Below are 24,119 nucleotides of genomic sequence, written 5' to 3' on the forward strand. Positions count from 1 at the left end.
GTAGGCATAAAAAATCCGGATCCCGATGGGAGTCCGGATTTTTTTATGCCTGGATAACGACACTCAGGCGTACCCGCCTCCCGAATAGAAAAGGGAAACGAAACTTTAATCGCGAAAAACTATAAAAACCTGTCAGATTTTACAGTTACGCCGCGCCAAAGACTTGCGTACTTTGGGATCTCATAGCTGCCCGGCATTCAGGACATCAGTTATAAGGAGATTAATCATGGCGCATAATCCGATGGGCAAAGATCCAGCCGATTACGAAAGCGAACCGATATTCAACGCGACCACGCAACAATTCAATATGGTCAATACCCGCACCGGGCTATTCGAGGCTTATTTAAAAATGCCCCCCGTGACCGGAAATGCCGGCTTCGGCCCTTCGTGCGAAATGGGTTTATTTTATAGCCCATTGACCAACAACATGTTTGCATTAGGGGATGGCTGGGAATTCAGTTTCGCCATTTACAGTGAAGAGCATAAAAAACTAACCCTTAACAGCGGGGAAACGCTCGCTATCGAGAAGAATAAAAATGAGAAGCAGCCTACTGTTATCGTGGAGTGGCAAAACGACGACACGCTAACTGTTGAACGCAAGGGCGGCAGAACGGAAGTATTGAAAAAACTGGGGGACACGCTTTTTTATCTGCCCTACTCGCTGACAACTGACGGGTATAATTATCTGACATTCGACTGGATTGCCACGCCTCATCTGATAGACGACAAAACCTACTATCAGATAATGCTCAAGAGCATTCAAGACAAAACTCGCACGCTCCTCAAGATTGAATATACGCTCGCTGATGAAAACGCAGAAACAGCCATCACACCTGCGATTATTACCTACTGGCCTGATGATCCCGCCGAAACACTTCGTTATCAACTCACCATCGAAAACTATGCCCTGAAGTCTGTGGCACTGGCGGATGACATCAACGCCAGTTTTGACTATCTGGACCATGAGTCCGCGGGCTGGCTACTCACGAGATTTAACGATTGGCACGGCCTGGTGGACGAACTGGTGTACAGCGACGACGGGCTTACGTTTCCGGACAATCCCACGTTATCGGCACTGCCCTGTGTCAACCTGCATCGTCGCCGCCCCAATGGCGGTGGCAGTCCAGTTCTTGCCAATTTTCGGTATGACAGAAATTCGAGCGACAGTTTTTACACAACAACAAAAACGGAAGGCTCTTCCGACGACCCAAAAACCACAACGTACAATTACGACAATAAAAGTAACGAAATCATCTCAGAGACAACAACTTATAAATCCTCCAAAACCGCAACCAAATATAAAATTTCCGCGACTCCCATAATAGACAATGAACGCACAATCACTTACACACAAAATAACAAAAGCCGAACCATTTCCATCTACAACACCTTCAATAACGACGGCGCCCTGACGAATAACATACAACGCGGCACGCGAAAAAATTTCAGGTATTCTGGTACCGAAAAATTCCCGTCCAGTCTTTTGAAGGAAGAGCAGATTTTTTCGACAACCCTGCTTTCGCCAGCCATATCACTAAAACAGTACTCATATAAAAGCATCAACGGCATTAGCGAACAAAAACTCACAGACATTGTTGAAATTTCCGCCCCCCCGTCAGGGTTTCGAACCCAGCAACACATTATTTACTTCGAAGACGACGACTTTCGCAAAGGGCAGAAAAAGCAGGTTTCGCGCCGACGTGGTTCAGTTTCGGAACCGGATATCTTTTTTGAGTACACTCTCGACGGCATCGACAACTCCACATTAACTACCGTGACCACTCAGCGATCTGGTAGTGTCGCGCGCACTTCATCACAGACACAAAGCATTTTAAGTGGCCGGCTTATCCAGCAAACAGACACGGACGGCAATCGCGCCGAATACGACTATGATGCGTTTGGAAGATTAAAGACTCATACCTTATGCGCACAAAGCACAACGTATAAACAAGTTACGACTTACGCCTATCCGGCTCGCGGGCACATCAGCGTCACCGGGCCCGACGGCGTGGTTCATTTAAGCGAATACGACGGACGAGATCGTGTTGTGAGGGAGTATGAGTTCACTTCCGCAGGCGCTCGACAACTCACAAAACAAATTGAATACGACGAACTCGGTCGTGAGGCAGTAAGCATTCAATACGATTACCAACGGTTCGATGGACAAATCGAGGAATGGAGCCATCCAATATATAACGAATGGAATGAGCCGGCCGGCCGGATCCATAACGGTGGGCTGCAAACATTCAATCAGTATGACCCGATAGCCATGACTCGGACCGAGTGGAGTGGTAAAGCGTCCGACAAGCATCGGAAAGTCACCACTTACAACCCAGATGACACGATCAAGAAAATCGAGTGGTTCGGGCAGGATGGCAAGGTCTTCCAGACCCAGACTGCTACTTATACAAATAACAATTTACTGCAACACCTGAGGACCCAAGGAGATTTCGGCGTCACTACCATTAATTACACTTATGACGACGCTTCACGCTTATTGAAAGAAACTCATACCGAAATAGACAACGGGTTGCTTCCGCCAACCCTTAATCATGCTTATCAATATACCTACGCTGAAACTTTCTCCAGCGACGAGCCGGCCAGTATAGAGTTCATACTCGGTGCCAAAAAATACGTATTGGGTCAACGAACTTTAGATAATTGGGGTCGTACAACCTCTATAACCCGAGGAACTGCTACTGAAACTTTTACCTACGATGGTGCCAGCCCGGTGCCTGCCTCGAGCACCACTGCTGACGGCGTTATCCTGCAAAATGAATACATCAAGGAGTTGGGCAATAAGCTGAAGAAAGTCGGCACTCAGGACGGCCAACAGCAAATCTTCACGTATGCCTCCGCAAACCAGCAACGGTCTACAGCAAGTGAAGCAGAGAGCCGTCTTGAGTCTATTCATGACGAAAAGTTGCGTGTTATCGAGCAGCGTGTGCAAGTCCAACCTGGCGAAAGCAGAACGGTGTCCTCCCGCTTTTCACTGGCGGGACGCTTGCTCAGTGCGACGGATGCCTTGGGCAAAACGGCCAATTTTATCTACGATGACAAGGCACGACGTTTTCGAAGCGACAGCGACGATCTCGCTTTGCTTTGCTCTTACACGGAAATGGGGGAATTGAGTGCGGAGAGCATCAGTTTCCCGGATGGCTCGGGCGCGAACGTAGACGTCAGTTACACCTATGATTCTCAACAACGTGAAATCAGCCGCCTCTTCCAGCCCGCTGGAAACATCCAGGTCAGCCTGGAAATAGTGTCCACCTACTACGCCGGTGGACAGCTCAGATCGGTGCAATTGAAAAACGGTAGCCAAATCCTGGGATCTCGCAGCTTCTCGTATAGCGCCGGTGGGCGGCTTAAGTCATGCCAGACGACAGGCGTCTGCTGTCCTCTGACTCCGAAAAAGAAAAAGATCGAGAAAGAGGCATTTACCTATGATGGACTGGGGAATGTCATCAAATGCATCACGACCTTTGTCGGGGGGCAAAATACCGCCACCTACACTTACGACGCTTCCAGCAATAGTCGCCTGCAAACGATCAAAAACAGCCATGCGGACTATCCTCCCTCTGCGACCTTGAGCTATGACAGGGCTGGCCGGGTCACCCAGGATCAAACCGGTAAAAAATACACTTATGACTGGCTTGGGCGCCTGATACAAGCAGGCAGTACCCGCTATAGCTACGACCCGAGTAACCGTCTGATGACCTATGACCATGGTCAGGAACAGCGTCAGACGTTGTATAACGAATTCCAGATCACAGGAGATTATGCGCTGGGGGATGGCGACAGCAACCGGCGTCTGGAGGCGGGCAGCGCCGCGTGCACCGTCCAACGGGTCAGACGTTCTGGTGTGGAGAGAACGTTGCTCGAGTGGCGTGAGCAGGATGGCACCGTGTGGGTTACCTGCGACGTGCAGGCTGGCACCACGAAATTTCACGCCTATACCTCTTATGGCGAACAATTCGTTGAAGATTCGGAGTCCCTATTAGGCGCCAAGGGAGAGTTTTACGACGACATTAACCACCACTATCCTCTGGGCGCCGGATACCGCTATCTCAACCCGGTGACACGACAGTTCAACGCTTGGGACAAAGACAGCCCCTTTGGCAAAGGCGGCCCACATACACATGGTTACTGCGCGGGTGGGGACCCCATCAATTTCAGCGATCCAAGTGGTCACTCCTTCGATGCCAGTAAATCCCTGAGCAAGATATGGGGCGATAGAGTTCCAGGCCCGTTGTCTTTAGGGGAGAACGGCAGTTTGATCTCCACCATCATCTTCACCTCCATTGGTGTATTGACAGCTGTTATGACGGGGGGAGCATCGTTGCTGCTGTATGCCGCTTCAGTCGCCTTTGCCGTTGTTTCGGCAGGTCTGGCCATCGCCTCTGAAATCGTTGCTGGCAGCAATCCTGAATTGGCCTCAGCATTGGGCTGGGCGTCTCTGGCTTTTGGAGTGGCCATAGGTGGGGCAATGTTCGCAGCGAAGTTAGCTCAGAAGGCAGCGCAGTTCGTTCGCTATATTGGCAATACTACAGGCGCAGTCGGCAAGAACGTTTATGCACGGATGGCAACCCTGTCACCGGCCAGAAAAATACTCTCCAAGGAACTAGTCGAATTACCCAAGAATATGGACCCGATCGCCTCCCTTCGCCTGAAAGAGCCCTTCCCGTTCAACACCAAAACCTATAAAGCACTGCCCGAGTCGTTTGGCTTTGGCGACCTCAATACTCTCACTTTCGCTGTCACGGGGGTTTTGGGACTGACCGATTACTTCGAAGAGGCGGGCACCGCCAATGAAGTCAACTCGTTCCTCGGTAACGGCACCTGGTTGCCTAATGGTCACTGGCAATCGCTCTGGCTCAAGGTCCATTGATCGACCCGCCGCGCTCCGGGGCGGCAACCTGATTAATTTGCATACGCGAGCAAGGCACGTCGACCAGAAGGTGCCAGGCCCAAACCGGCCATAGCCAAGTTAATCAGACGGTCCTCCACACACCCTGCGAAGGCTACGCTTCGCAGGGTGTTTTTTTATGCCAGCGATCCTTGCAGTAACTGCGGCAGGCGGTTGTGGTGGTCGCGGGATAAAAGCAGCCACGCGCCGCTTGCTGCCGTGCCACAGATGACTAACATCAATCCAGAGGAAAAATTGTCCTCCGCCGCTCAAGTTGAAGGCCAAAACGACCGACATAGTACGAATAGGGCTAATACTCCAGACAGCAGCAATTCGCCCTCAGCCACAGGCAATCTTTCCAGGGCCCGATTGTCCCTTTGACTGCTACCCCGGGATTGCCAATACTCATGGCAACTTGACGCTACCCGCACGGAACAAGGAATACCCCTTTGAAGCTGGAACTCAAGAACAGCTTGTCGGTGAAGTTGCTCCGGGTCGTGCTCCTGTCGGCATTGATCGTCGGCGTAGTCTTGAGCTGCGCGCAAATTGTGTTCGATGCCTATAAAACCCGCCAGGCGGTGGCCGGCGACGCCGAACGTATCCTCGACATGTTCCGCGATCCCTCGACCCAGGCCGTTTACAGCCTGGACCGGGAAATGGGCATGCAGGTGATCGAAGGCCTGTTTCAGGATGATGCAGTGCGTCAGGCGTCCATCGGCCATCCCAACGAAGCCATGCTCGCGCAGAAATCCCGCGACCTGCAGCATTCCAACAGCCGCTGGCTGACCGACCTTATTCTCGGCCAGGAACGCACCTTCACCACCCAATTGGTGGGGCGCGGGCCGTACAGCGAGTATTACGGCGACCTGAGCATCACCCTCGACACCGCCACCTATGGCGAAGGATTCATCGTCAGCTCGGTGATCATTTTCATTTCCGGGGTATTGCGCGCGCTGGCCCTGGGGCTGGTGTTGTATCTGGTCTATCACTGGCTGCTGACCAAACCGCTGTCGCGCATCATCGAGCACCTCACCGAGATCAATCCGGATCGCCCCAGCGAACACAAGATTCCACAGATCAAGGGCCACGAAAAAAACGAGTTGGGACTGTGGATCAACACCGCCAACCAGTTGCTCGAGTCCATCGAACGCAACACCCATCTGCGCCACGAGGCGGAAAACAGCCTGCTGCGCATGGCCCAGTACGACTTCCTCACCGGTCTGCCGAACCGCCAGCAATTGCAGCAGCAACTGGACAAGATTCTGGTCGACGCCGGCAAGCTGCAACGACGCGTCGCCGTGCTGTGCGTGGGGCTGGATGATTTCAAGGGCATCAACGAGCAGTTCAGCTACCAGACCGGCGATCAATTGCTGCTGGCCCTGGCCGATCGGCTGCGCGCCCACAGCGGACGCCTGGGCGCCCTCGCCCGCCTCGGTGGCGACCAGTTCGCGCTGGTGCAGGCCGACATTGAGCAGCCGTACGAAGCCGCCGAACTGGCACAAAGTATTCTCGATGACCTTGAGGCACCGTTTGCCCTCGACCATCAGGAGATCCGCCTGCGCGCGACCATTGGCATCACCCTGTTTCCGGAGGACGGCGACAGTACCGAGAAGCTGTTGCAAAAAGCCGAGCAGACCATGACGCTGGCCAAGACCCGGTCGCGCAATCGCTATCAGTTTTACATCGCCAGCGTCGACAGCGAGATGCGTCGCCGCCGTGAACTGGAAAAAGACCTGCGCGATGCGTTGATCCGCGACCAGTTCTATCTCGTCTATCAGCCTCAGATCAGCTACCGCGATCACCGCGTGGTCGGCGTCGAGGCGCTGATCCGCTGGCAGCACCCGGAACATGGCCTGGTACCGCCGGACCTGTTCATTCCGTTGGCCGAACAGAACGGCACCATCATTGCCATCGGCGAATGGGTGCTCGACCAGGCTTGCAAGCAATTGCGCGACTGGCACGACCAGGGCTTTGTCGACCTGCGCATGGCGGTCAACCTGTCGACCGTGCAACTGCATCACGCCGAGCTGCCGCGAGTGGTCAACAACCTGCTGCAGATGTACCGCCTGCCGCCGCGCAGCCTCGAACTGGAAGTCACCGAAACCGGCCTGATGGAAGACATCACCACCGCCGCCCAGCACCTGCTGAGCCTGCGCCGCTCCGGTGCGTTGATCGCCATCGATGACTTCGGCACTGGCTATTCATCGTTGAGCTATCTGAAAAGCCTGCCGCTGGACAAGATCAAGATCGACAAGAGCTTCGTCCAGGATCTGCTCGATGACGACGATGACGCGACCATCGTTCGCGCGATCATTCAACTGGGCAAGAGTCTGGGCATGCAGGTGATTGCCGAAGGCGTGGAAACCGCGGAGCAGGAGTCTTACATCATTTCCGAAGGTTGCCATGAAGGTCAGGGTTATCACTACAGCAAACCGTTGCCGGCGCGAGAGCTGACGGCTTATCTCAAGCAGGCCCAACGCAGCAATGCGGCTATTTTATAAAAGCAGAAGATCGCAGCCTCGTTTCACTCGACAGTTCCTACAGGGCAACGAGGCTGCGATCTTTTGATCTTTAAGCGCAAATAAGAAATATTTCCAGACACTCCCTTTACACATAATGCGAAAGATTTGCATTATGTCGCAGTTTTGCGCGCCCCCGGCGCCAGTCCACTCAACTACCGAAGCAGGATGTTCGCCATGATTCGTATGCCTCTGGCTACCGCCAGTCTGCTGGCCATCGCTATTTCCCTCGCCGGTTGCGGCGAAGGCAAGGACAAAGAAAAAGCCTCAGAGATGACGCCGGCTTCCAGCAGCGCTGCTCCAGCCCCTGCCGCTACGCCTGCTCCTGCTGCCGGTAAAGTCGACGACGCCGCGGCCAAGGCTGTGGTCGCGCACTACGCCGACATGGTCTTCGCCGTCTACAGCGATGCCGAATCCACCGCGAAAACCCTGCAGAGCGCCATCGACGCGTTCCTCGCCAAACCGAACGCCGACACCCTGAAAGCCGCCAAGGCTGCCTGGGTCGCCGCACGCGTACCGTATCTGCAAAGCGAAGTGTTCCGTTTCGGCAACACCATCATTGACGATTGGGAAGGTCAGGTTAACGCCTGGCCGCTGGACGAAGGCCTGATCGACTACGTCGACAAATCCTACGAGCACGCACTGGGTAACCCGGGTGCCACCGCCAACATCATCGCCAACACCGAAGTCCAGGTCGGCGAAGACAAGGTCGACGTCAAAGACATCACCGCGGAGAAACTCGCCAGCCTCAACGAGCTGGGCGGCTCCGAAGCCAACGTCGCCACCGGCTACCACGCCATCGAATTCCTGCTCTGGGGCCAGGACCTCAACGGCACCGGCCCTGGCGCTGGCAACCGTCCGGCCTCGGACTACCTGGAAGGCGCCGGCGCCACTGGCGGTCACAACGAACGTCGTCGTGCCTATCTCAAAGCCGTGACCCAACTGCTGGTCAGCGATCTGGAAGAAATGGTCGGCAACTGGAAACCGAACGTGGCCGACAACTATCGCGCCACCCTGGAAGCCGAGCCTGGCGAAAGCGGCCTGCGCAAAATGCTTTTCGGCATGGGCAGCCTGTCGCTGGGTGAACTGGCCGGCGAGCGCATGAAGGTTTCCCTGGAAGCCAACTCGCCTGAAGACGAACAGGATTGCTTCAGCGACAACACCCACTACTCGCACTTCTACGACGCCAAGGGTATCCGTAACGTTTATCTGGGCGAGTACACCCGTGTGGACGGCACCAAGCTGACCGGCGCCAGCCTGTCGTCGCTGGTGGCCAAGGCCGACCCGGCCGCCGACAGCGCACTGAAAGCCGATCTGGCCGCGACCGAAGCGAAAATCCAGGTCATGGTCGATCACGCCAACAAGGGTGAGCATTACGACCAGTTGATCGCTGCCGGCAACACCGCTGGCAACCAGATCGTTCGCGACGCCATCGCCGCATTGGTCAAGCAGACCGGCTCGATCGAAGCCGCGGCTGGCAAACTGGGCATCAGCGACCTGAACCCGGACAACGCCGATCACGAGTTCTGATCGAAGCGTGCGCGTCAAAAGAGGCGACCTTCGGGTCGCCTTTTTCATACCTGCCGCACCACTGATCCTTGTGGGATCACCACTAAATGTCTGATGTTCATCGCCCCCTGTAGGAGTGAGCCTGCTCGCGATAGGAGACTGTCAGTTGATGAATTCGTAACTGAGACACCGCTATCGCGAGCAGGCTCACTCCTACAGGGGTTTTACATCGGTCTGCAGATTTGCGTTGTATCAAGCAAACGATAATTCCTCTTATTCAATCCCCCTCGCCCTGTTAGACTTTGCGCCTTTGTTTTCGCCCGTTTGCAGGATGTCTGATGCCGTCGTTGCCGCTTCGCTTGTCCGCACTGTTGCTGGCCCTGGGCCTGAGTGCCTGCGATGACGCCCCGCGCTTTACCGAGGCCGAGCCCGGCGAAGCGCGTTCGGGCGGCGCAGCGACCGTGCGCAAGAGCGATCAGAACGCCTTCTCCCTGCCCTCGGCCAACCTGCCGCCGTCGCGGCGGGTGGATTTCAGTGTCGGCAACAGCTTCTTTCGCAGCCCTTGGGTGATCGCGCCATCGACCACCACTGCGCGCGACGGTCTCGGCCCACTCTTCAACACCAACGCCTGCCAGAACTGTCACATCAAGGACGGTCGCGGTCATCCGCCCGCACCTGATGCAACCAATGCGGTGTCGATGCTGGTGCGCCTGTCGATTCCCGACGCGCCGCCCTATGCCAAGGTCATCGAGCAGCTCGGCGTGGTGCCGGAGCCGGTCTATGGCGGACAGTTCCAGGACATGGCCGTGCCCGGTGTCGCCCCGGAAGGCAAAGTGCGGGTCGACTACACGCCGGTGCCGGTGCGCTTCAAGGATGGCACCGAGATCGAGCTGCGCAAGCCGACGCTGCAGATCACTCAGCTCGGTTACGGTCCGATGCACCCGGACACACGTTTCTCCGCGCGGGTCGCGCCGCCGATGATCGGCCTGGGCCTGCTCGAAGCCATCCCGGAAGACGCGATCCTTGCCAACGCCGCTGCCCAGGCCAAAGCGAAAAACGGCATCAACGGTCGGCCCAACCGGGTCTGGGATGATCAGTTACAGAAAACCGTCATCGGTCGATTCGGCTGGAAGGCCGGACAACCGAACCTCAATCAACAGAACGTTCATGCGTTCTCTGGTGACATGGGCCTGACCACCAGCCTGCGGCCGTTCGACGACTGCACCGACGCGCAAACCGCCTGCAAACAGGCGCCGAACGGCAACGGCCCGGACGGCGAACCGGAAGTCAGCGATAACATCCTGCGGCTGGTGCTGTTCTACAGCCGCAACCTGGCGGTCCCGGCGCGCCGTGGCGTCGGCAACCCGCAGGTGCTGGCCGGCAAGAATCTGTTCTTCCAGGCGGGTTGCCAGTCGTGCCATACGCCGAAATACACCACCGCCGCCAATGCCGCCGAACCGGAACTGGCCAATCAGGTGATTCGTCCGTACAGCGATTTGCTGCTGCATGACATGGGCGAAGGTCTGGCCGATCACCGCAGTGAATTCCAGGCCTCCGGCCGCGACTGGCGCACGCCGCCGTTGTGGGGGATCGGCCTGACGCAAGCGGTCAGTGGCCACACGCAATTCTTGCATGACGGTCGCGCCCGCAATCTGCTCGAAGCCGTGCTGTGGCATGGCGGCGAAGCGACGGCGGCGCAGCAACAGGTTTTGTCTTTCAATGCCGAGCAACGCGCTGCGCTGCTGGCGTTTCTGAACTCACTTTAAATTCTGAAAAAGCATCGGGAGCCCGACATGTTCCGTCCCAAGTTACTGTTCACCAGCCTTGCCGCGCTCGCCCTCGGCGCCTGCTCGCCGCAGGATCCGCAAGCGGTCACCTCGGCGGCCATCGCCAAATCGGTGATCCTGCCGACCTACACCCGCTGGGTCGAAGCCGACAAGCAACTGGCGGTCAGCGCCCTCGCCTACTGCCAGGGCAAGGAAACCCTGGAAACCGCGCGCGCCGATTTCCTGCATGCGCAGAAAGCCTGGGCCGAGCTGCAACCGCTGCTGATCGGCCCGCTGGCCGAAGGCAACCGTTCGTGGCAGGTGCAGTTCTGGCCGGACAAGAAAAACCTCGTCGGCCGTCAGGTCGAGCAATTGGTCACCGCCCAGCCGCAGATCGATGCCGCCGCCCTGGCCAAATCCAGCGTCGTGGTGCAAGGCCTGTCGGCCTACGAATACATTCTGTTCGATGCCAAGCCTGACGTCGCCAACGAGGCGCAGAAAGCCAAGTACTGCCCGCTGCTGATCGCCATCGGCGAGCGCCAGAAGCAACTGGCCGAAGACATTCTGCAAGGCTGGAACAACACCGACGGCATGCTCGCGCAGATGAGCAAATTCCCTAACCAGCGCTATGCCGACTCCCACGAAGCAATCGCCGATCTGCTGCGCGTACAAGTGACAGCGCTGGACACCTTGAAGAAAAAACTCGGCACGCCGATGGGCCGTCAGAGCAAAGGCGTGCCGCAACCGTTCCAGGCCGATGCGTGGCGCAGCCAGTCGTCGCTGACGGCGCTGGAAGCCAGCCTTGCCGCCGCCAAAACCGTCTGGGAAGGCGTCGACAACAAAGGTCTGCGCGGTCTGTTGCCCGCCGAGCAGAAGCCGCTCGCGGACAAGATCGACGCCGCTTATGCCGCGTCGCTGAAGCTGTTCGACAGCACCCAGCGTTCGCTGACTGAAATGCTTCAGGACGACGCCGGTCGCCAGCAGCTCAACGACATCTACGACAGCCTCAACGTCGTCCATCGCCTGCATGAAGGCGAGCTGGCCAAGGCGCTGGGCATCCAACTGGGCTTCAACGCCAACGACGGTGACTGATGAGGGCGAGTGCCATGCTGCGACGTCAGGTGCTGACTTTAGGAAGTGCACTGCTGGGAGCAGTGACGCTGGGCGGCTGGACGCTGTTCAAACGCAAGGATCAGAGCCCGCTGTTGCTGTCGGCGCGCGACGACACCGATGGCAAGCATTACGCGGTCGGTTATCGCCTCGACGGTACGCGGGTGTTCGCCACCCACGTCGGTCAGCGTTGCCATGACATCATCAATCACCCGACGCAGCCGCTGGCGCTGTTCGTCGCACGGCGTCCGGGCACCGAGAGCTACCTGATCGACCTGCGCGACGGCAAGCTGCTGCAGACCGTGACGTCGCAGCCGAACCGGCACTTTTACGGCCACGCCGTGGTGCACAAGGACGGCGAATACCTGTACGCCACTGAAAACGACACGACCGATCCTGGCCGTGGTTTGCTCGGGGTGTACAAGTTCGACGGCGAACGGCTGCTGCACACAGGCGAGATCTCCACCCACGGCCTCGGTCCGCATCAGGTGTCATGGATGCCTGACGGCGAGACGCTGGTGGTGGCCAACGGCGGGATTCGCACCGAGGCGGAAAGCCGCGTCGACATGAACCTCGACGCCATGGAGCCGAGCCTGGTCCTGATGCAACGCGACGGTACGCTGCTGAGCAAGGAAACCCTTGCCCAGCAGATGAACAGCGTGCGCCATCTGGGCATCGCCAGCGACGGCACCATCGTCGCCGGCCAGCAATTCATGGGCCCGTCCCACGAGCGCTCGGAGCTGTTGGCGATCAAGCGGCCAGGGCAACCGTTTGTGGCGTTCCCGGTAGCCGAACATCAGTTGCAGGCGATGGGGCATTACACCGCCAGCGTCGCCGTGCACAGCGAGCTGCGTCTGGTCGCCCTGACCGCTCCGCGCGGCAACCGCTTCTTTATCTGGGATCTGGACAGCGCAGAGGTTCGCCTTGATGCGCCGTTGCCGGATTGCGCTGGCGTCGGTGCGGTGAAGGACGGTTTCGTGGTGACCTCGGGACAGGGTCGTTGCCGCTACTACGATTGCCGTCAGGATCAGTTGCTGGCCAAGCCGCTGGAATTGCCGGCGGGGCTCTGGGATAACCATCTTCACTTGATGGCCTAGGCACCACCCAATTGTGGCGAGGGAGCTTGTCGAATCGTCGCACCGTCCCGCTGGACTGCGCAGCAGGCCCTGCTTTTGCACAAAAAGAGGAGCCGCTTCGCGTCCCAGCGGGAGCAAGCTCCCTCGCCACAGGGTTCCGGTGTGCAGCACCTGTAACAACTGCCAGTTGGAATCCCCCCTGCACTCGGAGTAATGTGCCCGCCTGTCTCATGATTTATCCAAGGAACTGGACATATGCTGCGTCGCCGCATGCTGATCATGTTGGGTGTTGTTTTGCTGATCGTCCTGGTACTGGGCGGTTACAAGGCCTTTTCGATCTACACGATGATCCAGGGCTTCTCCAAGCCCAAGCCACCGATCAGTGTCGCCGTCGCCAATGCCAGCGAACAGCCGTGGCAGATGCGCTTGCCCACCGTCGGCACGCTCAAGGCGTTGCAAGGCGTGGAGCTGAGTCTGGAAGTCGCCGGCACCGTCACCGAGCTCAAATTCGAATCCGGACAGAAGGTCAAGACCGGGCAACCGCTGCTGCAACTCGACAGCGCCGTCGAAACCGCTCTGCTGGAAACCGCCCGGGCTGACCTCGGGCTGGCGCAACTGGATTTCGCGCGGGGCAGCCAACTGGTCGACAGCCGCGCCATCTCCAAGGGCGAATACGACCGCCTCTCCGCCGTGCTGCAAAAGAACAAGGCCACGGTCAATCAGCTCAACGCCTCCCTGGCGAAAAAACGCATCCTCGCGCCCTTCAGCGGCACCATCGGCATCCGTCAGGTCGACGTCGGCGACTACCTCGCCAGCGGCACCCGAATCGCCACATTGCAGGATTTGAGCAGCCTCTACGCCGACTTTTACGTGCCCGAACAATCGGTGCCGAAACTCGCCGTCGGCCAACCCGTACAGATCAGCGTCGCCGCGTACCCCGGGCAGAACTTCGCCGGCAAGATCAGCGCGATCAACCCGATCGTCGAAAGCACCACGCGCAACATTCTGGTCCGCGCCACCCTGGCCAACCCCGACGGCAAACTGCTGCCGGGCATGTTCGCCAGCCTCCAGGTGCTGCTGCCGGATCAGCAGCAACACATCGTGGTGCCGGAAAGCGCAATCACTTACACGCTCTACGGCAACTCGGTCTACGTGGTCGCACAGAAGAAGGCCGAGGACGGCAGCGTCGAAAAAGACGACAAGGACCAACCGGTGCTGATCGCCGAACGGCGCTTTATCGAGACCGGCGAACGCCGTGATGGCCTGGTGTTGATCAACAAGGGCGTGCAGAACGGCGAGCAGGTCGTGACGGCCGGCCAGATCAAACTGGACAACGGCGCGCGCATTGCCATCAGCGCCGACAAGACCCTCGGCGAGCAGAACAGTCCGCCCCGCGCCGACTGATCAAGGAATCCCCATGGCTTTTACCGATCCGTTCATCCGCCGCCCGGTGCTGGCCACCGTGGTCAGCCTGCTGATTGTGCTGCTGGGCTTCCAGGCCTGGAGCAAGCTGCCGCTGCGCCAATATCCACAAATGGAAAACGCCCTGATCACCGTGACCACGGCGTACCCCGGGGCCAACGCGGAAACCATTCAGGGCTATATCACCCAACCGATGCAGCAGAGCCTGGCGAGCGCCGAAGGCATCGACTACATGACCTCGGTCAGCCGGCAGAACTTCTCGACGATCTCGATCTACGCGCGCATCGGTGCCAACACTGACCGCTTGTTTACCGAGTTACTGGCCAAGGCCAACGAGGTCAAGAACAAGCTGCCCCAGGACGCCGAAGATCCGGTGCTGAGCAAAGAGTCCGCCGACGCCTCGGCGCTGATGTACATCAGCTTCTTCAGCAAGGATTTGAGCAACCCGCAGATCACCGACTACCTGTCCCGGGTGATCCAGCCGAAACTGGCAACCCTGCCGGGCATGGCCGAAGCGGAAATTCTCGGCAACCAGGTGTTCGCCATGCGCCTGTGGCTCGACCCGGTGAAACTCGCCGGCTTCGGCCTCAGCGCCGCCGACGTGACCGCTGCGGTGCGCCAGTACAACTTCCTCTCCGCTGCCGGCGAAGTGAAAGGTGAATACACCGTCACCAGCATCAACGCCAACACCGAACTGAAATCCGCCGAAGCCTTTGCGGCGATTCCGCTCAAGGTCGATGGCGACAGCCGCGTGCTGCTCAGCGATGTGGCGCGGGTGGAAATGGGCGCGGAAAACTACGACACGATCAGTTCGTTCGGCGGCACGCCCTCGGTGTACATCGGCATCAAGGCCACGCCGGGGGCCAACCCGCTGGACGTGATCAAGGAAGTGCGCAAGCTGATGCCCGAGCTGGAGGCACAGCTGCCGCCGAACCTCAAAAGCGAAATCGCCTACGACGCCACGCTGTTTATTCAGGCGTCCATCGACGAGGTGGTGAAAACCCTGTTCGAAGCAGTGCTGATCGTTATCGTCGTGGTGTTCCTGTTCCTCGGGGCGTTGCGCTCGGTGGTGATCCCGGTGGTGACCATTCCATTGTCGATGATCGGCGTGATGTTCTTCATGCAGATGATGGGGTACTCGATGAACCTGCTGACGCTGCTGGCGATGGTGTTGGCCATCGGTCTGGTGGTGGATGATGCGATTGTCGTGGTGGAAAACATCCATCGGCACATCGAAGAAGGCAAGACGCCGTTCGATGCTGCGCTGGAAGGCGCCCGGGAAATAGCCATGCCCGTGGTATCGATGACCATCACCCTGGCGGCGGTGTACGCGCCGATCGGTTTCCTCACCGGACTGACCGGGGCGCTGTTCAAGGAGTTCGCGCTGACCCTGGCCGGTGCGGTGGTGATTTCCGGCATCGTCGCCCTGACGCTGTCGCCGATGATGTGCGCCTACTTGCTGCGCCACGAAGAAAACCCCAGCGGCCTGGCCCATCGCCTGGACCGCCTCTTCGACAGCCTCAAGCGCCGCTATCAAAGCATGCTCCACGGCACGCTCAACACCCGCCCGGTGGTGCTGGTGTTCGCGCTGATCGTGTTGTGCCTGATCCCGGTGTTCCTCAAGTTCACCAAGTCGGAACTGGCGCCGGACGAAGACCAGGGCATCATTTTCATGATGGCCAGCGCGCCGCAGCCGACCAACCTTGAGTACCTGAGCGCCTACACCGACGAATTCATTACCATCTTCAAAGCGTTTCCCGAGTACTACTCCTCGTTCCAGATCAACGGCTACAACGGCGTGCAGGCCGGGATCGGCGGTTTCCTGCTCAAGCCATGGAACGAGCGCAGCCGCACCCAGATGGAAATCCTTCCCGAGGTGCAGAGCAAACTGGAAGGCATTTCCGGCTTGCAGATCTTCGGTTTCAACCTGCCCTCCCTGCCCGGCACCGGTGAAGGTTTGCCGTTCGAATTCGTCGTCAATACCGCCAACGACTATGAGCTGCTGCTGCAAGTCGCTGACCGAATCAAGAAACGCGCCATGGAATCGGGCAAATTCGCTTTCGTCGACCTCGACCTGGCCTTTGACAAACCGGAAGTGGTGGTCGATATCGACCGCGCCAAGGCCGCGCAGATGGGTGTGTCGATGCTCGACCTCGGCGGCACGCTGGCGACATTGCTCGGTGAGGCGGAAATCAACCGTTTCACCATCGACGGGCGCAGCTACAAGGTGATCGCGCAGGTCGAACGGGCCTACCGCGACAATCCGGAGTGGCTGAACAATTACTACGTGAAAAATACCCAGGGCGAGTTACTGCCACTGTCGACCCTGATCAAGGTCAGCGACCGTGCGCGGCCGCGCCAGCTCAATCAGTTCCAGCAGCTCAACGCGGCAAAGATTTCCGGCTTCCCGCTGGTGAGCATGGGCGAAGCCATCGACACCGTTCTGCAGATCGCTCGGGAAGAAGCGCCGGCCGGGTTTGCCTTCGACTATGGCGGTGCTTCGCGCCAATACGTGCAGGAAGGCAGCGCCTTGTGGGTGACTTTCACCCTGGCGCTGGCGATCATTTTTCTGGTGCTGGCGGCGCAGTTCGAAAGCTTCCGCGATCCTTTGGTGATATTGGTCACCGTGCCGCTGTCGATTTGCGGCGCGCTGATTCCGCTGTTCCTCGGCTGGTCGAGCATGAACATCTACACCCAGGTCGGGTTGGTGACGCTGATTGGCCTGATCAGCAAACACGGCATTCTGATCGTCGAGTTCGCCAACCAGTTGCGCAAGGACAAGGGCCTGACGGCGCGAGAGGCGGTGGAAGAAGCCGCAGCGATTCGCTTGCGCCCGGTGCTCATGACCACAGCGGCGATGGTGTTCGGCATGGTGCCGCTGATTCTGGCGACCGGGGCGGGGGCGGTCAGCCGCTTTGATATCGGCATGGTGATTGCCACGGGGATGTCGATCGGTACGCTGTTTACGCTGTTCGTGCTGCCGTGCGTCTACACATTTCTGGCGAAACCGGATCCCAAATAACACCTATGTCCCCCCTGTGGGAGCGGGCTTGCTCGCGAATGCGGTTTGATCGTTCCCACGCTCCGCGTGGGAATGCAGCCCGGGACGCTCTGCGTCCCATTGGAACGCGGAGCGTCCCTAGAGGCATTCCCACGCAGAGCGTGGGAACGATCAAGACAGGGGATATGTATTGGCCCGAATACCGACAATAAAAAAGGCCTCGCATTTGCGAGGCCTTTTATTTGGGCTTCGATCGTTTCAACTGGCTGGCCTCATCCCTTGCGACAGACCAAACATGAACAACAGCAGATCATGATCTGGCTGGGTTGCCACGGAGGCCTTCGCCACCCGTGGTACCGCGCAGTGAGCGTCTGTTTCAGACGCGCCGATGACCTGCATGCGCGGCTGCTCCCAAGCCGCCACCGCCAGAGAAGCAACTGCCAAGGCCCCTACCAGGAACATACCTCGTGCAATTTCGAGTTTCATCGCTATAAACCTTTGATAGCGCTGCCAAACGCCGTCTCATAAAAATAGACGAGTTTTTTCCAGTCGGCTTCGCGGAACGACGAATGGCGCCGCAATTGCTTCATGTCATGCTGCGCTGCGCGATAGGCGGTCAGACGCTGACGGCATTTTTCCAGATCGATCAATGCCACTTCGACCTTGGCCGCTTCGCCTTCACCGGTCACCCGGACAAATACGTGCTTGATGTAAATGCAGCTGTGTTGCCAGCGGCCCTTGTGCATGCGTGCCAGGTTCTCGGCCAGATCCTTGAGCACCCGCTCAAAGATTCCGTCGCCACACTGATCGCGACCGCCAGCAGCGGCCAGCCAGTGCTCCAGCTCCTGGAAACCGTCGAGGGACCTGGTCACCAGCAACGCGCGCCATTTGTGCTGCGGATCAGGCTGTGCACCACAAAACACGATCTCGGGGACGCGCACGCCCAGCTTGCTGACGCCGGTCAGCGCATCCAGTTCACGCAATACGGTCGGACGGCCGAACGGGTGCAGCCAACTGCGGTAGATGTGCCCCGTCTGGCGCTTGGCGTACAGCAGTTGGCCGTCACGCCCGACCACGCGTTGCACACCACTTTCGCCACCGCGCCGCACGTTGGGTTCTTCAACCCATTCGCCACGCTGGTTCCAGTAGTAATCGAAACGATCCTGTGCTGCGACATCCGCTTCAACCGCTGCTTGCACTGCCATCCTCTACCTCTTGCGTAATACGTAAACCCGCCACATCGCATAGAGCGGAATAAAGTCCAGTTGTTCCTGAATGCGGAAACCGGCCTGTTCAAATTCTTTTTCGATCGTCGCCGCCGGAATCAGAAAACGATTCTGGTAGTCGCGATTCGGGCGATCCAGCTCGGCGCGCTTGCGCTTCCAGGCTTTGAAATTGCCGTCGACCCACAAGGAAACAATCACACTGTCGCGGGTTACCCGTTCGAACTCGCGCAGGATCACCTGACGGTGCTCGGACTCACCGATATGGTGCAGCAGACGCATGCAGAAAATGCTGTCGACCGCGTTATCCGGCAGGGCGATATCAAACGCCGAGGTGTGCAACGGCTGAACGCGCTTTACCACATCGGCCGGTTGCCCTTGCAACGCCGTTTTGATCATCGATTCGGAGTTGTCCGCGCCGATGATCACCCGGTTGGGTTTTTCTGCCAGCAGCGGCCAGAACCGCCCGGCACCGCAGGGTAGATCCAGCACCAGGCCAGGGTCACCCGCAAGCGCCAGGGCCTTGCGTGCCAATTGCTCATCGCGCCAGTGGGACAGACGACGGCCCAGACTTTCCTTGTGCTTGCGCAGATATCGCTGTGCGTGCTGGTCGTCGTACTTTTCGGAAAAATCGAGCTTGATCGGGTCGGCCATCATCTGGACTCCTGAATGTCTGATGACGCCACCTTAATCAGTGGCGTGTCAGCGTCAGGTCATCCAATTGTGAAAAAAATGTAAGGTAAACCGACAAATTATTACAACGTTATACAGGATTTAGACAGCTGGGCGGGAGTAGCCTGAAGCGACTATTCGCGTCCATTCCCGCCAAGATCTACCTCGAATCGGCAGCCATTGGGCTCCATCGTGCTGAGACTCACGGTCCAGCCCTGGTTTTCGCAGATGCGCTGCACCAGCGACAGGCCAAGCCCCAGGCCCTCGCCGCGTTTTTCGCTGCCGCGCACGAAAGGCTCAAACATCGCCTCGCGCTTTTCTTCAGGGATGCCAACGCCGGAATCCTCGACGATAAAGCCGTTGGCAGTGAGCGTCAGGCGAATGAAACCCTGTTCGGTGTAATGCAGCGCGTTGCGCAGCAGGTTGCCCATGACCGCGTTGAGCAACGTCGCGTTGTAACGGCTATCCGCTGGGTTGCCCGGCTCGAACAGCAATGTCAGGCCCTTGCGTTCGATCGGCTCACGCCACAGGCAGAGCAAGCTTTGCGCCACCTGCGTGAGGTTTTGCTGCGGTGCCGCGCCAGGTTCTTCGTTCTGCGCGCGGGCCAGCATCAGAAAGGTTTGCACCAGCTCGCGCATCTCTTCACTGGCTCGAGCAATGCGCTCCACCTGAGCCCGACCGCGCTGGTCGATACCCGGATTTTCCAGCAGCAGTTCGCAGGAGCTGGCCAACACCATCAACGGCGTGCGTAACTCATGGCTGACGTCGCTGGTGAACAGGCGCTCACGCGTCAATGCCTGACGCAAGCGCCCCAACGTGGCATCGAACGCTACTGCCAACTCACCGACCTCGTCAGCCGCGTAATCCGGCGCCAACGGTGGCGCCAATCCGAGCAACTGGTCGCGATGGCGGACCTGGCGCGCCAGGCGCACCACCGGCGCCATCACCTTGCGCGCGAGTACCCAGCCGAGAAACACCGCCAGTGCCAGGCTGAGCACGAAACCCACCAGGACCACGGCGAACAGCACGCGCTCGCGCTCCTCGAAATCGCTTTGATCCTGCAGCAGCACATAACGACGGCCATCCACGATCTCGACCATCGCGTGGTAGGACAGTTGCTCACGAAAGACTTCGTGGAAACCCGAATCCAGATGACGCAGGTCCTTGGGCAGCTCGAAATCACCGGGGCCGCCACTGAAATAGAACAACTGATCCGGCTCCGGCCGATGGCTCCAGTCCGAGACGTTGTCCATCAACAGCAGGCGCTGCAGGTCGCCGCCCAAGCCTGCCGAGATCAGTTTTTCTTCGACCAGATGCACCGTCGCGACGATGCCCATGGCGAAGGCCCCCGCCACCAGCGCGCTCATCAGCGCAAAGGCAATGATGATCCGCTGGGAAAGACTTTGCCTGAACTCCATCAGGCATCGGCCAAGCGGTAACCGACTCCGTGCACGGTGTGCAGCAGCGGCTTGGCAAACGGTTTGTCGATCACTTGGCGCAACTGATGGACATGGCTGCGCAGGCTGTCGCTGTCCGGGCAATCATCGCCCCACAAGGCCTCTTCGAGAATTTCCCGGCGCAAGACGTGCGGACTTTTCTGCATCAACACCGCCAACAATTTGAGGCCAACCGGGTTGAGTTTCAGCAGCTTGCCGTCGCGGGTCACTTCCAGGGTATCGAGGTCGTAGCTCAGGTCACCGACCTGCAAGGCACGCCGCCCGCCGCCCTGGGCGCGGCGCATCACGGCTTCGACACGCGCGGCGAGCTCCGACAGGGCGAAGGGCTTGATCAGGTAATCGTCGGCTCCGGACTTGAAGCCCTGCAAACGGTCATCCAACTGATCGCGGGCGGTGAGCATGATCACCGGGGTGTCGCGCCGGGCGTCTTCACGCAGACGCTTGCACAGGGTGTAGCCATCGATACCGGGCAGCATGATGTCGAGCACGATCAGGTCGTAATGCTCAGTGGCCGCCAGATGCAGGCCCGACAGGCCGTCTTGTGCGCAGTCGACGGTATAGCCTTTGAGGCCCAGATAATCGGCCAGATTGGCCAGGATGTCGCGGTTGTCTTCAACCAGCAGAATACGCATGGGTACCTCCTCCGAACGGGGTAGCGGCCGTCTTGGCCCGCGCAGCTTACGGCCAAGTGTGGCCCAGAGCTAGGCATGTGTCGGGTTGTTTCGCGAGAAAAATGCTGATTGCGGCACGCAACGCTTTTTTCACTTTCGGTTAACGATTCGCCGACGCCGAGGGCGGCAGACTCCGCGCGGTTGCGCACTTAGAACACACTGACCGACCCAGGAAAAACCCCATGGTAACGACCTCTGCCCGCCCCATTTCCAGGCCTTTGAATTTGTGGCTGTGCCTGGGCATTCCCATCGCCGCGGCGATCATGCTGGTGTTGCTGGAACTGACCGACCTGGATATGACACTGGCGCGCCTGTTCTACGACCCGGTTGCCGGTGATTTTATCGGACGCCATAGCTACTTCCTCGAAGACATCCTGCATGACCGTGCCAAACAGGTGGTGATCGCGTTCTCGGTGTTTGCCATCCTTGGCTTTGTCGGCACTTTTTTCCTCGACCGGCTCAAACCGTTCAAGCGCGAACTGGGTTGCCTGGTGCTGTCGCTCGGTTTGGCCACCTCGTTCGTGACGCCCGTCAAAGCGGTGACCGCGGTGCAATGCCCGTGGAGCCTGGAGCAATTCGGCGGCCATGAAACCTACAGCAAACTGATGGAACATCGCCCGGCCACCGACAAGCCGGGACGGTGCTGGCCGGGTGGCCATGCCGCAACAGGGTTCACCTTGTTTGCGCTGTTTTTCGTGCTGCGCGACCGTCGTCCAAGACTGGCGCGGCAAGCGTTCGTGTTTGCCTTTGCGCTGGGTTCGGTGTTCTCGATCAGCCGCATGATGCAGGGCGCGCACTTCTTTTCGCACAACGTGTGGACGGCGATCTTCTGCTGGCTGATTTGTCTGGGGGCGTATTACTGGGTGCTTTATCGTCCGGCGAGCAAGGCTGCGACGGTAATGAATCCACACCCGATCAACGCCTGAAACACGCATTCAATGTAGGAGTGAGCTTGCTCGCGATAGCGGTGTGTCAGTCACTGACTATTTGAATGACACACCGCTATCGCGAGCAAGCTCACTCCTACAGGGGATCGGTGTGAAGCTGAAATCCGGGCAATAAAAAACCCCGCCTGCTCGCGCAGGCGGGGTTTTGCGTTACAGGGCCAGGGCTGGCTTACATCATGCCGCCCATGCCACCCATGCCGCCCATGTCTGGCATACCGCCGCCAGCCGAGCCTTCTTTCTTCGGTGCATCAGCGATCGCCGCTTCAGTGGTCAGGATCAGACCGCCGATGGAGGATGCTGCCTGCAGCGCCGAACGAGTCACCTTGGTTGGGTCCAGGATGCCCAGTTCGATCATGTCGCCGTATTCGCCGGAAGCGGCGTTGTAACCGTAGTTACCTTTGCCGTTCTTCACTTCGTTAACGACAACACTTGGCTCGTCACCGGAGTTGGCAGCAATCTGACGCAGCGGCGCTTCAACAGCGCGACGCAGCACCGCGATGCCGACGTTCTGGTCAGCGTTGTCGCCGGTCAGACCGGTCAAGGCTTCCAGAGCACGGATCAGCGCAACGCCACCGCCAGGCACCACGCCTTCTTCAACGGCTGCACGGGTTGCGTGCAGGGCGTCTTCAACGCGGGCTTTCTTCTCTTTCATTTCAACTTCGGAACCGGCGCCAACCTTGATCACTGCAACGCCGCCGGACAGCTTGGCCAGACGCTCTTGCAGTTTTTCACGGTCGTAGTCCGAGGACGTTTCGGCAACCTGGGCGCGGATCTGAGCGATACGGCCTTCGATGTCTGCCTGCACGCCAGCACCGTCAACGATGATGGTGTTTTCCTTGGAGATGGTCACGCGCTTGGCGCTACCCAGGTTTTCCAGGGTGGCGCTTTCGAGGCTCAGGCCGATCTCTTCGGAGATGACAGTACCGCCGGTCAGAACAGCGATGTCCTGCAGCATGGCCTTGCGACGGTCGCCGAAACCTGGAGCCTTGACGGCCGCGACTTTGACGATGCCACGCATGTTGTTCACAACCAGCGTCGCCAGGGCTTCGCCTTCAACGTCTTCGGAAACGATCAGCAGCGGACGGCCGGCTTTGGCAACGGCTTCCAGTACTGGCAGCATTTCACGGATGTTGGAGATCTTCTTGTCGACCAGCAGGATCAGCGGGCTGTCCAGCTCGGCAACCATGGTGTCTGGCTTGTTGACGAAGTACGGCGACAGGTAGCCACGGTCGAACTGCATGCCTTCTACAACCGACAGTTCGTTTTCCAGGCCCGAGCCTTCTTCTACGGTGATCACGCCTTCTTTGCCGACTTTTTCCATGGCTTCGGCAATGATGTCGCCGATGGAGCTGTCGGAGTTGGCAGAGATGGTGCCGACCTGAGCAATAGCCTTGGTGTCAGCGCATGGCTTGGACAGTTTTTTCAGCTCGGCAACGATGGCGATGGTTGCCTTGTCGATGCCGCGCTTCAGATCCATTGGGTTCATGCCGGCAGCGACGGCCTTGTAGCCCTCGTTGACGATTGCCTGAGCCAGAACGGTAGCGGTGGTGGTGCCGTCGCCTGCGTCATCGTTGGCACGGGAGGCAACGTCTTTGACCAGCTGCGCGCCCATGTTCTCGAAACGGTCTTCCAGTTCGATTTCTTTTGCTACGGAAACGCCATCCTTGGTGATGGTCGGAGCGCCGAAGCTTTTCTCGATGATCACGTTACGGCCTTTCGGGCCCAGGGTCGCTTTTACCGCGTCAGCCAGAACGTTGACGCCTTTGAGCATCTTGGAGCGGGCGGAATCGCCGAATTTAACTTCTTTAGCAGCCATGATCGATATTCCTTAAATACTTTG

At 58.5% G+C, this 24,119-nt stretch carries 15 protein-coding genes; 9 read left to right on the forward strand and 6 right to left on the reverse strand.

The features are described 5' to 3' along the window. Positions 1–226: 226 nt before the first annotated feature. The 8 genes from HU755_RS14710 to HU755_RS14745 all read left to right on the forward strand — a co-directional run bounded on the left by HU755_RS14710 (position 227) and on the right by HU755_RS14745 (position 17,330). Positions 227–4,888 (forward strand): RHS repeat domain-containing protein, encoded by a 4,662-nt coding sequence (locus tag HU755_RS14710; RefSeq protein ID WP_186633795.1) that lies wholly within the window; start codon positions 227–229, stop codon positions 4,886–4,888. 467 nt (positions 4,889–5,355) lie between these two features. After that, the gene (locus HU755_RS14715) at positions 5,356–7,407 is read left to right on the forward strand and encodes a bifunctional diguanylate cyclase/phosphodiesterase (RefSeq protein ID WP_186550090.1); all 2,052 of its coding nucleotides are present in this window, start codon (positions 5,356–5,358) and stop codon (positions 7,405–7,407) included. Positions 7,408–7,602: 195 nt separating this feature from the next. Further along, the gene (locus HU755_RS14720; RefSeq protein WP_186550088.1) at positions 7,603–8,955 is read left to right on the forward strand and encodes an imelysin family protein; all 1,353 of its coding nucleotides are present in this window, start codon (positions 7,603–7,605) and stop codon (positions 8,953–8,955) included. A 317-nt stretch (positions 8,956–9,272) separates the two neighbouring features. Next, complete coding sequence (locus tag HU755_RS14725) at positions 9,273–10,700, forward strand: di-heme oxidoredictase family protein (protein WP_186633798.1); 1,428 nt, start codon at positions 9,273–9,275, stop codon at positions 10,698–10,700. Between the two features lie 27 nt (positions 10,701–10,727). Beyond that, positions 10,728–11,792, forward strand: a complete 1,065-nt coding sequence (locus tag HU755_RS14730) for an imelysin family protein (RefSeq protein WP_186633801.1) — start codon at positions 10,728–10,730, stop codon at positions 11,790–11,792. Between the two features lie 14 nt (positions 11,793–11,806). Next, entirely contained in the window at positions 11,807–12,907 is a 1,101-nt protein-coding gene (locus HU755_RS14735; RefSeq protein ID WP_186633804.1) for a DUF1513 domain-containing protein, read from the forward strand. Between the two features lie 234 nt (positions 12,908–13,141). After that, entirely contained in the window at positions 13,142–14,290 is a 1,149-nt protein-coding gene (locus tag HU755_RS14740; RefSeq protein ID WP_186633807.1) for an efflux RND transporter periplasmic adaptor subunit, read from the forward strand. Between the two features lie 13 nt (positions 14,291–14,303). Further along, a complete protein-coding gene (locus HU755_RS14745) occupies positions 14,304–17,330 on the forward strand; it encodes a multidrug efflux RND transporter permease subunit (RefSeq protein ID WP_186633811.1) in 3,027 nt (1,008 codons plus the stop codon). Between the two features lie 237 nt (positions 17,331–17,567). On the opposite strand, the gene HU755_RS14750 is transcribed toward HU755_RS14745, so the two are convergent. The 5 genes from HU755_RS14750 to colR form a co-directional block, all read right to left on the reverse strand. Further along, positions 17,568–17,795, reverse strand: coding sequence for a hypothetical protein (locus HU755_RS14750; protein ID WP_186633814.1), 228 nt, complete (start codon positions 17,793–17,795; stop codon positions 17,568–17,570). 2 nt (positions 17,796–17,797) lie between these two features. Next, a complete protein-coding gene (locus tag HU755_RS14755) occupies positions 17,798–18,514 on the reverse strand; it encodes a lipopolysaccharide kinase InaA family protein (RefSeq protein ID WP_186622279.1) in 717 nt (238 codons plus the stop codon). Positions 18,515–18,517: 3 nt separating this feature from the next. Then, a complete protein-coding gene (locus tag HU755_RS14760; protein ID WP_186550071.1) occupies positions 18,518–19,186 on the reverse strand; it encodes a class I SAM-dependent methyltransferase in 669 nt (222 codons plus the stop codon). 152 nt (positions 19,187–19,338) lie between these two features. Beyond that, complete coding sequence (locus tag HU755_RS14765; protein ID WP_186633817.1) at positions 19,339–20,622, reverse strand: HAMP domain-containing sensor histidine kinase; 1,284 nt, start codon at positions 20,620–20,622, stop codon at positions 19,339–19,341. Further along, complete coding sequence (colR, locus tag HU755_RS14770) at positions 20,622–21,293, reverse strand: two-component system response regulator ColR (protein WP_186622274.1); 672 nt, start codon at positions 21,291–21,293, stop codon at positions 20,622–20,624. The genes HU755_RS14765 and colR overlap by 1 nt, the downstream gene beginning before the upstream one ends. Before the next feature lie 221 nt (positions 21,294–21,514). Here colR and HU755_RS14775 point away from each other — a divergent pair, with 221 nt between their 5' ends. Continuing rightward, the gene (locus HU755_RS14775) at positions 21,515–22,258 is read left to right on the forward strand and encodes a phosphatase PAP2 family protein (RefSeq protein WP_186550065.1); all 744 of its coding nucleotides are present in this window, start codon (positions 21,515–21,517) and stop codon (positions 22,256–22,258) included. Positions 22,259–22,448: 190 nt separating this feature from the next. On the opposite strand, the gene groL is transcribed toward HU755_RS14775, so the two are convergent. After that, positions 22,449–24,095 carry a chaperonin GroEL gene (gene groL, locus HU755_RS14780; RefSeq protein ID WP_186530161.1) on the reverse strand — a complete coding sequence of 549 codons (1,647 nt, stop codon included), beginning with the start codon at positions 24,093–24,095 and terminating at the stop codon, positions 22,449–22,451. Between the last annotated feature and the right edge of the window lie 24 nt (positions 24,096–24,119).

The organism is Pseudomonas sp. SWRI111 (genome assembly GCF_014268555.1).
Lineage (GTDB): Bacteria > Pseudomonadota > Gammaproteobacteria > Pseudomonadales > Pseudomonadaceae > Aquipseudomonas > Aquipseudomonas hamedanensis.

Bases quoted from the DNA above. Each gene is read 5' to 3' on its own strand.
- HU755_RS14710 (WP_186633795.1), top strand. From the start codon at position 227: ATGGCGCATAATCCGATGGGCAAAGATCCAGCCGATTACGAAAGCGAA.
- HU755_RS14720 (WP_186550088.1), top strand. From the start codon at position 7,603: ATGATTCGTATGCCTCTGGCTACCGCCAGTCTGCTGGCCATCGCTATT.
- HU755_RS14725 (WP_186633798.1), top strand. From the start codon at position 9,273: ATGCCGTCGTTGCCGCTTCGCTTGTCCGCACTGTTGCTGGCCCTGGGC.
- HU755_RS14730 (WP_186633801.1), top strand. From the start codon at position 10,728: ATGTTCCGTCCCAAGTTACTGTTCACCAGCCTTGCCGCGCTCGCCCTC.
- HU755_RS14735 (WP_186633804.1), top strand. From the start codon at position 11,807: ATGCTGCGACGTCAGGTGCTGACTTTAGGAAGTGCACTGCTGGGAGCA.
- HU755_RS14740 (WP_186633807.1), top strand. From the start codon at position 13,142: ATGCTGCGTCGCCGCATGCTGATCATGTTGGGTGTTGTTTTGCTGATC.
- HU755_RS14745 (WP_186633811.1), top strand. From the start codon at position 14,304: ATGGCTTTTACCGATCCGTTCATCCGCCGCCCGGTGCTGGCCACCGTG.
- HU755_RS14750 (WP_186633814.1), bottom strand. From the start codon at position 17,795: ATGAAACTCGAAATTGCACGAGGTATGTTCCTGGTAGGGGCCTTGGCA.
- HU755_RS14755 (WP_186622279.1), bottom strand. From the start codon at position 18,514: ATGGCAGTGCAAGCAGCGGTTGAAGCGGATGTCGCAGCACAGGATCGT.
- HU755_RS14760 (WP_186550071.1), bottom strand. From the start codon at position 19,186: ATGGCCGACCCGATCAAGCTCGATTTTTCCGAAAAGTACGACGACCAG.
- HU755_RS14765 (WP_186633817.1), bottom strand. From the start codon at position 20,622: ATGGAGTTCAGGCAAAGTCTTTCCCAGCGGATCATCATTGCCTTTGCG.
- colR (WP_186622274.1), bottom strand. From the start codon at position 21,293: ATGCGTATTCTGCTGGTTGAAGACAACCGCGACATCCTGGCCAATCTG.
- HU755_RS14775 (WP_186550065.1), top strand. From the start codon at position 21,515: ATGGTAACGACCTCTGCCCGCCCCATTTCCAGGCCTTTGAATTTGTGG.
- groL (WP_186530161.1), bottom strand. From the start codon at position 24,095: ATGGCTGCTAAAGAAGTTAAATTCGGCGATTCCGCCCGCTCCAAGATG.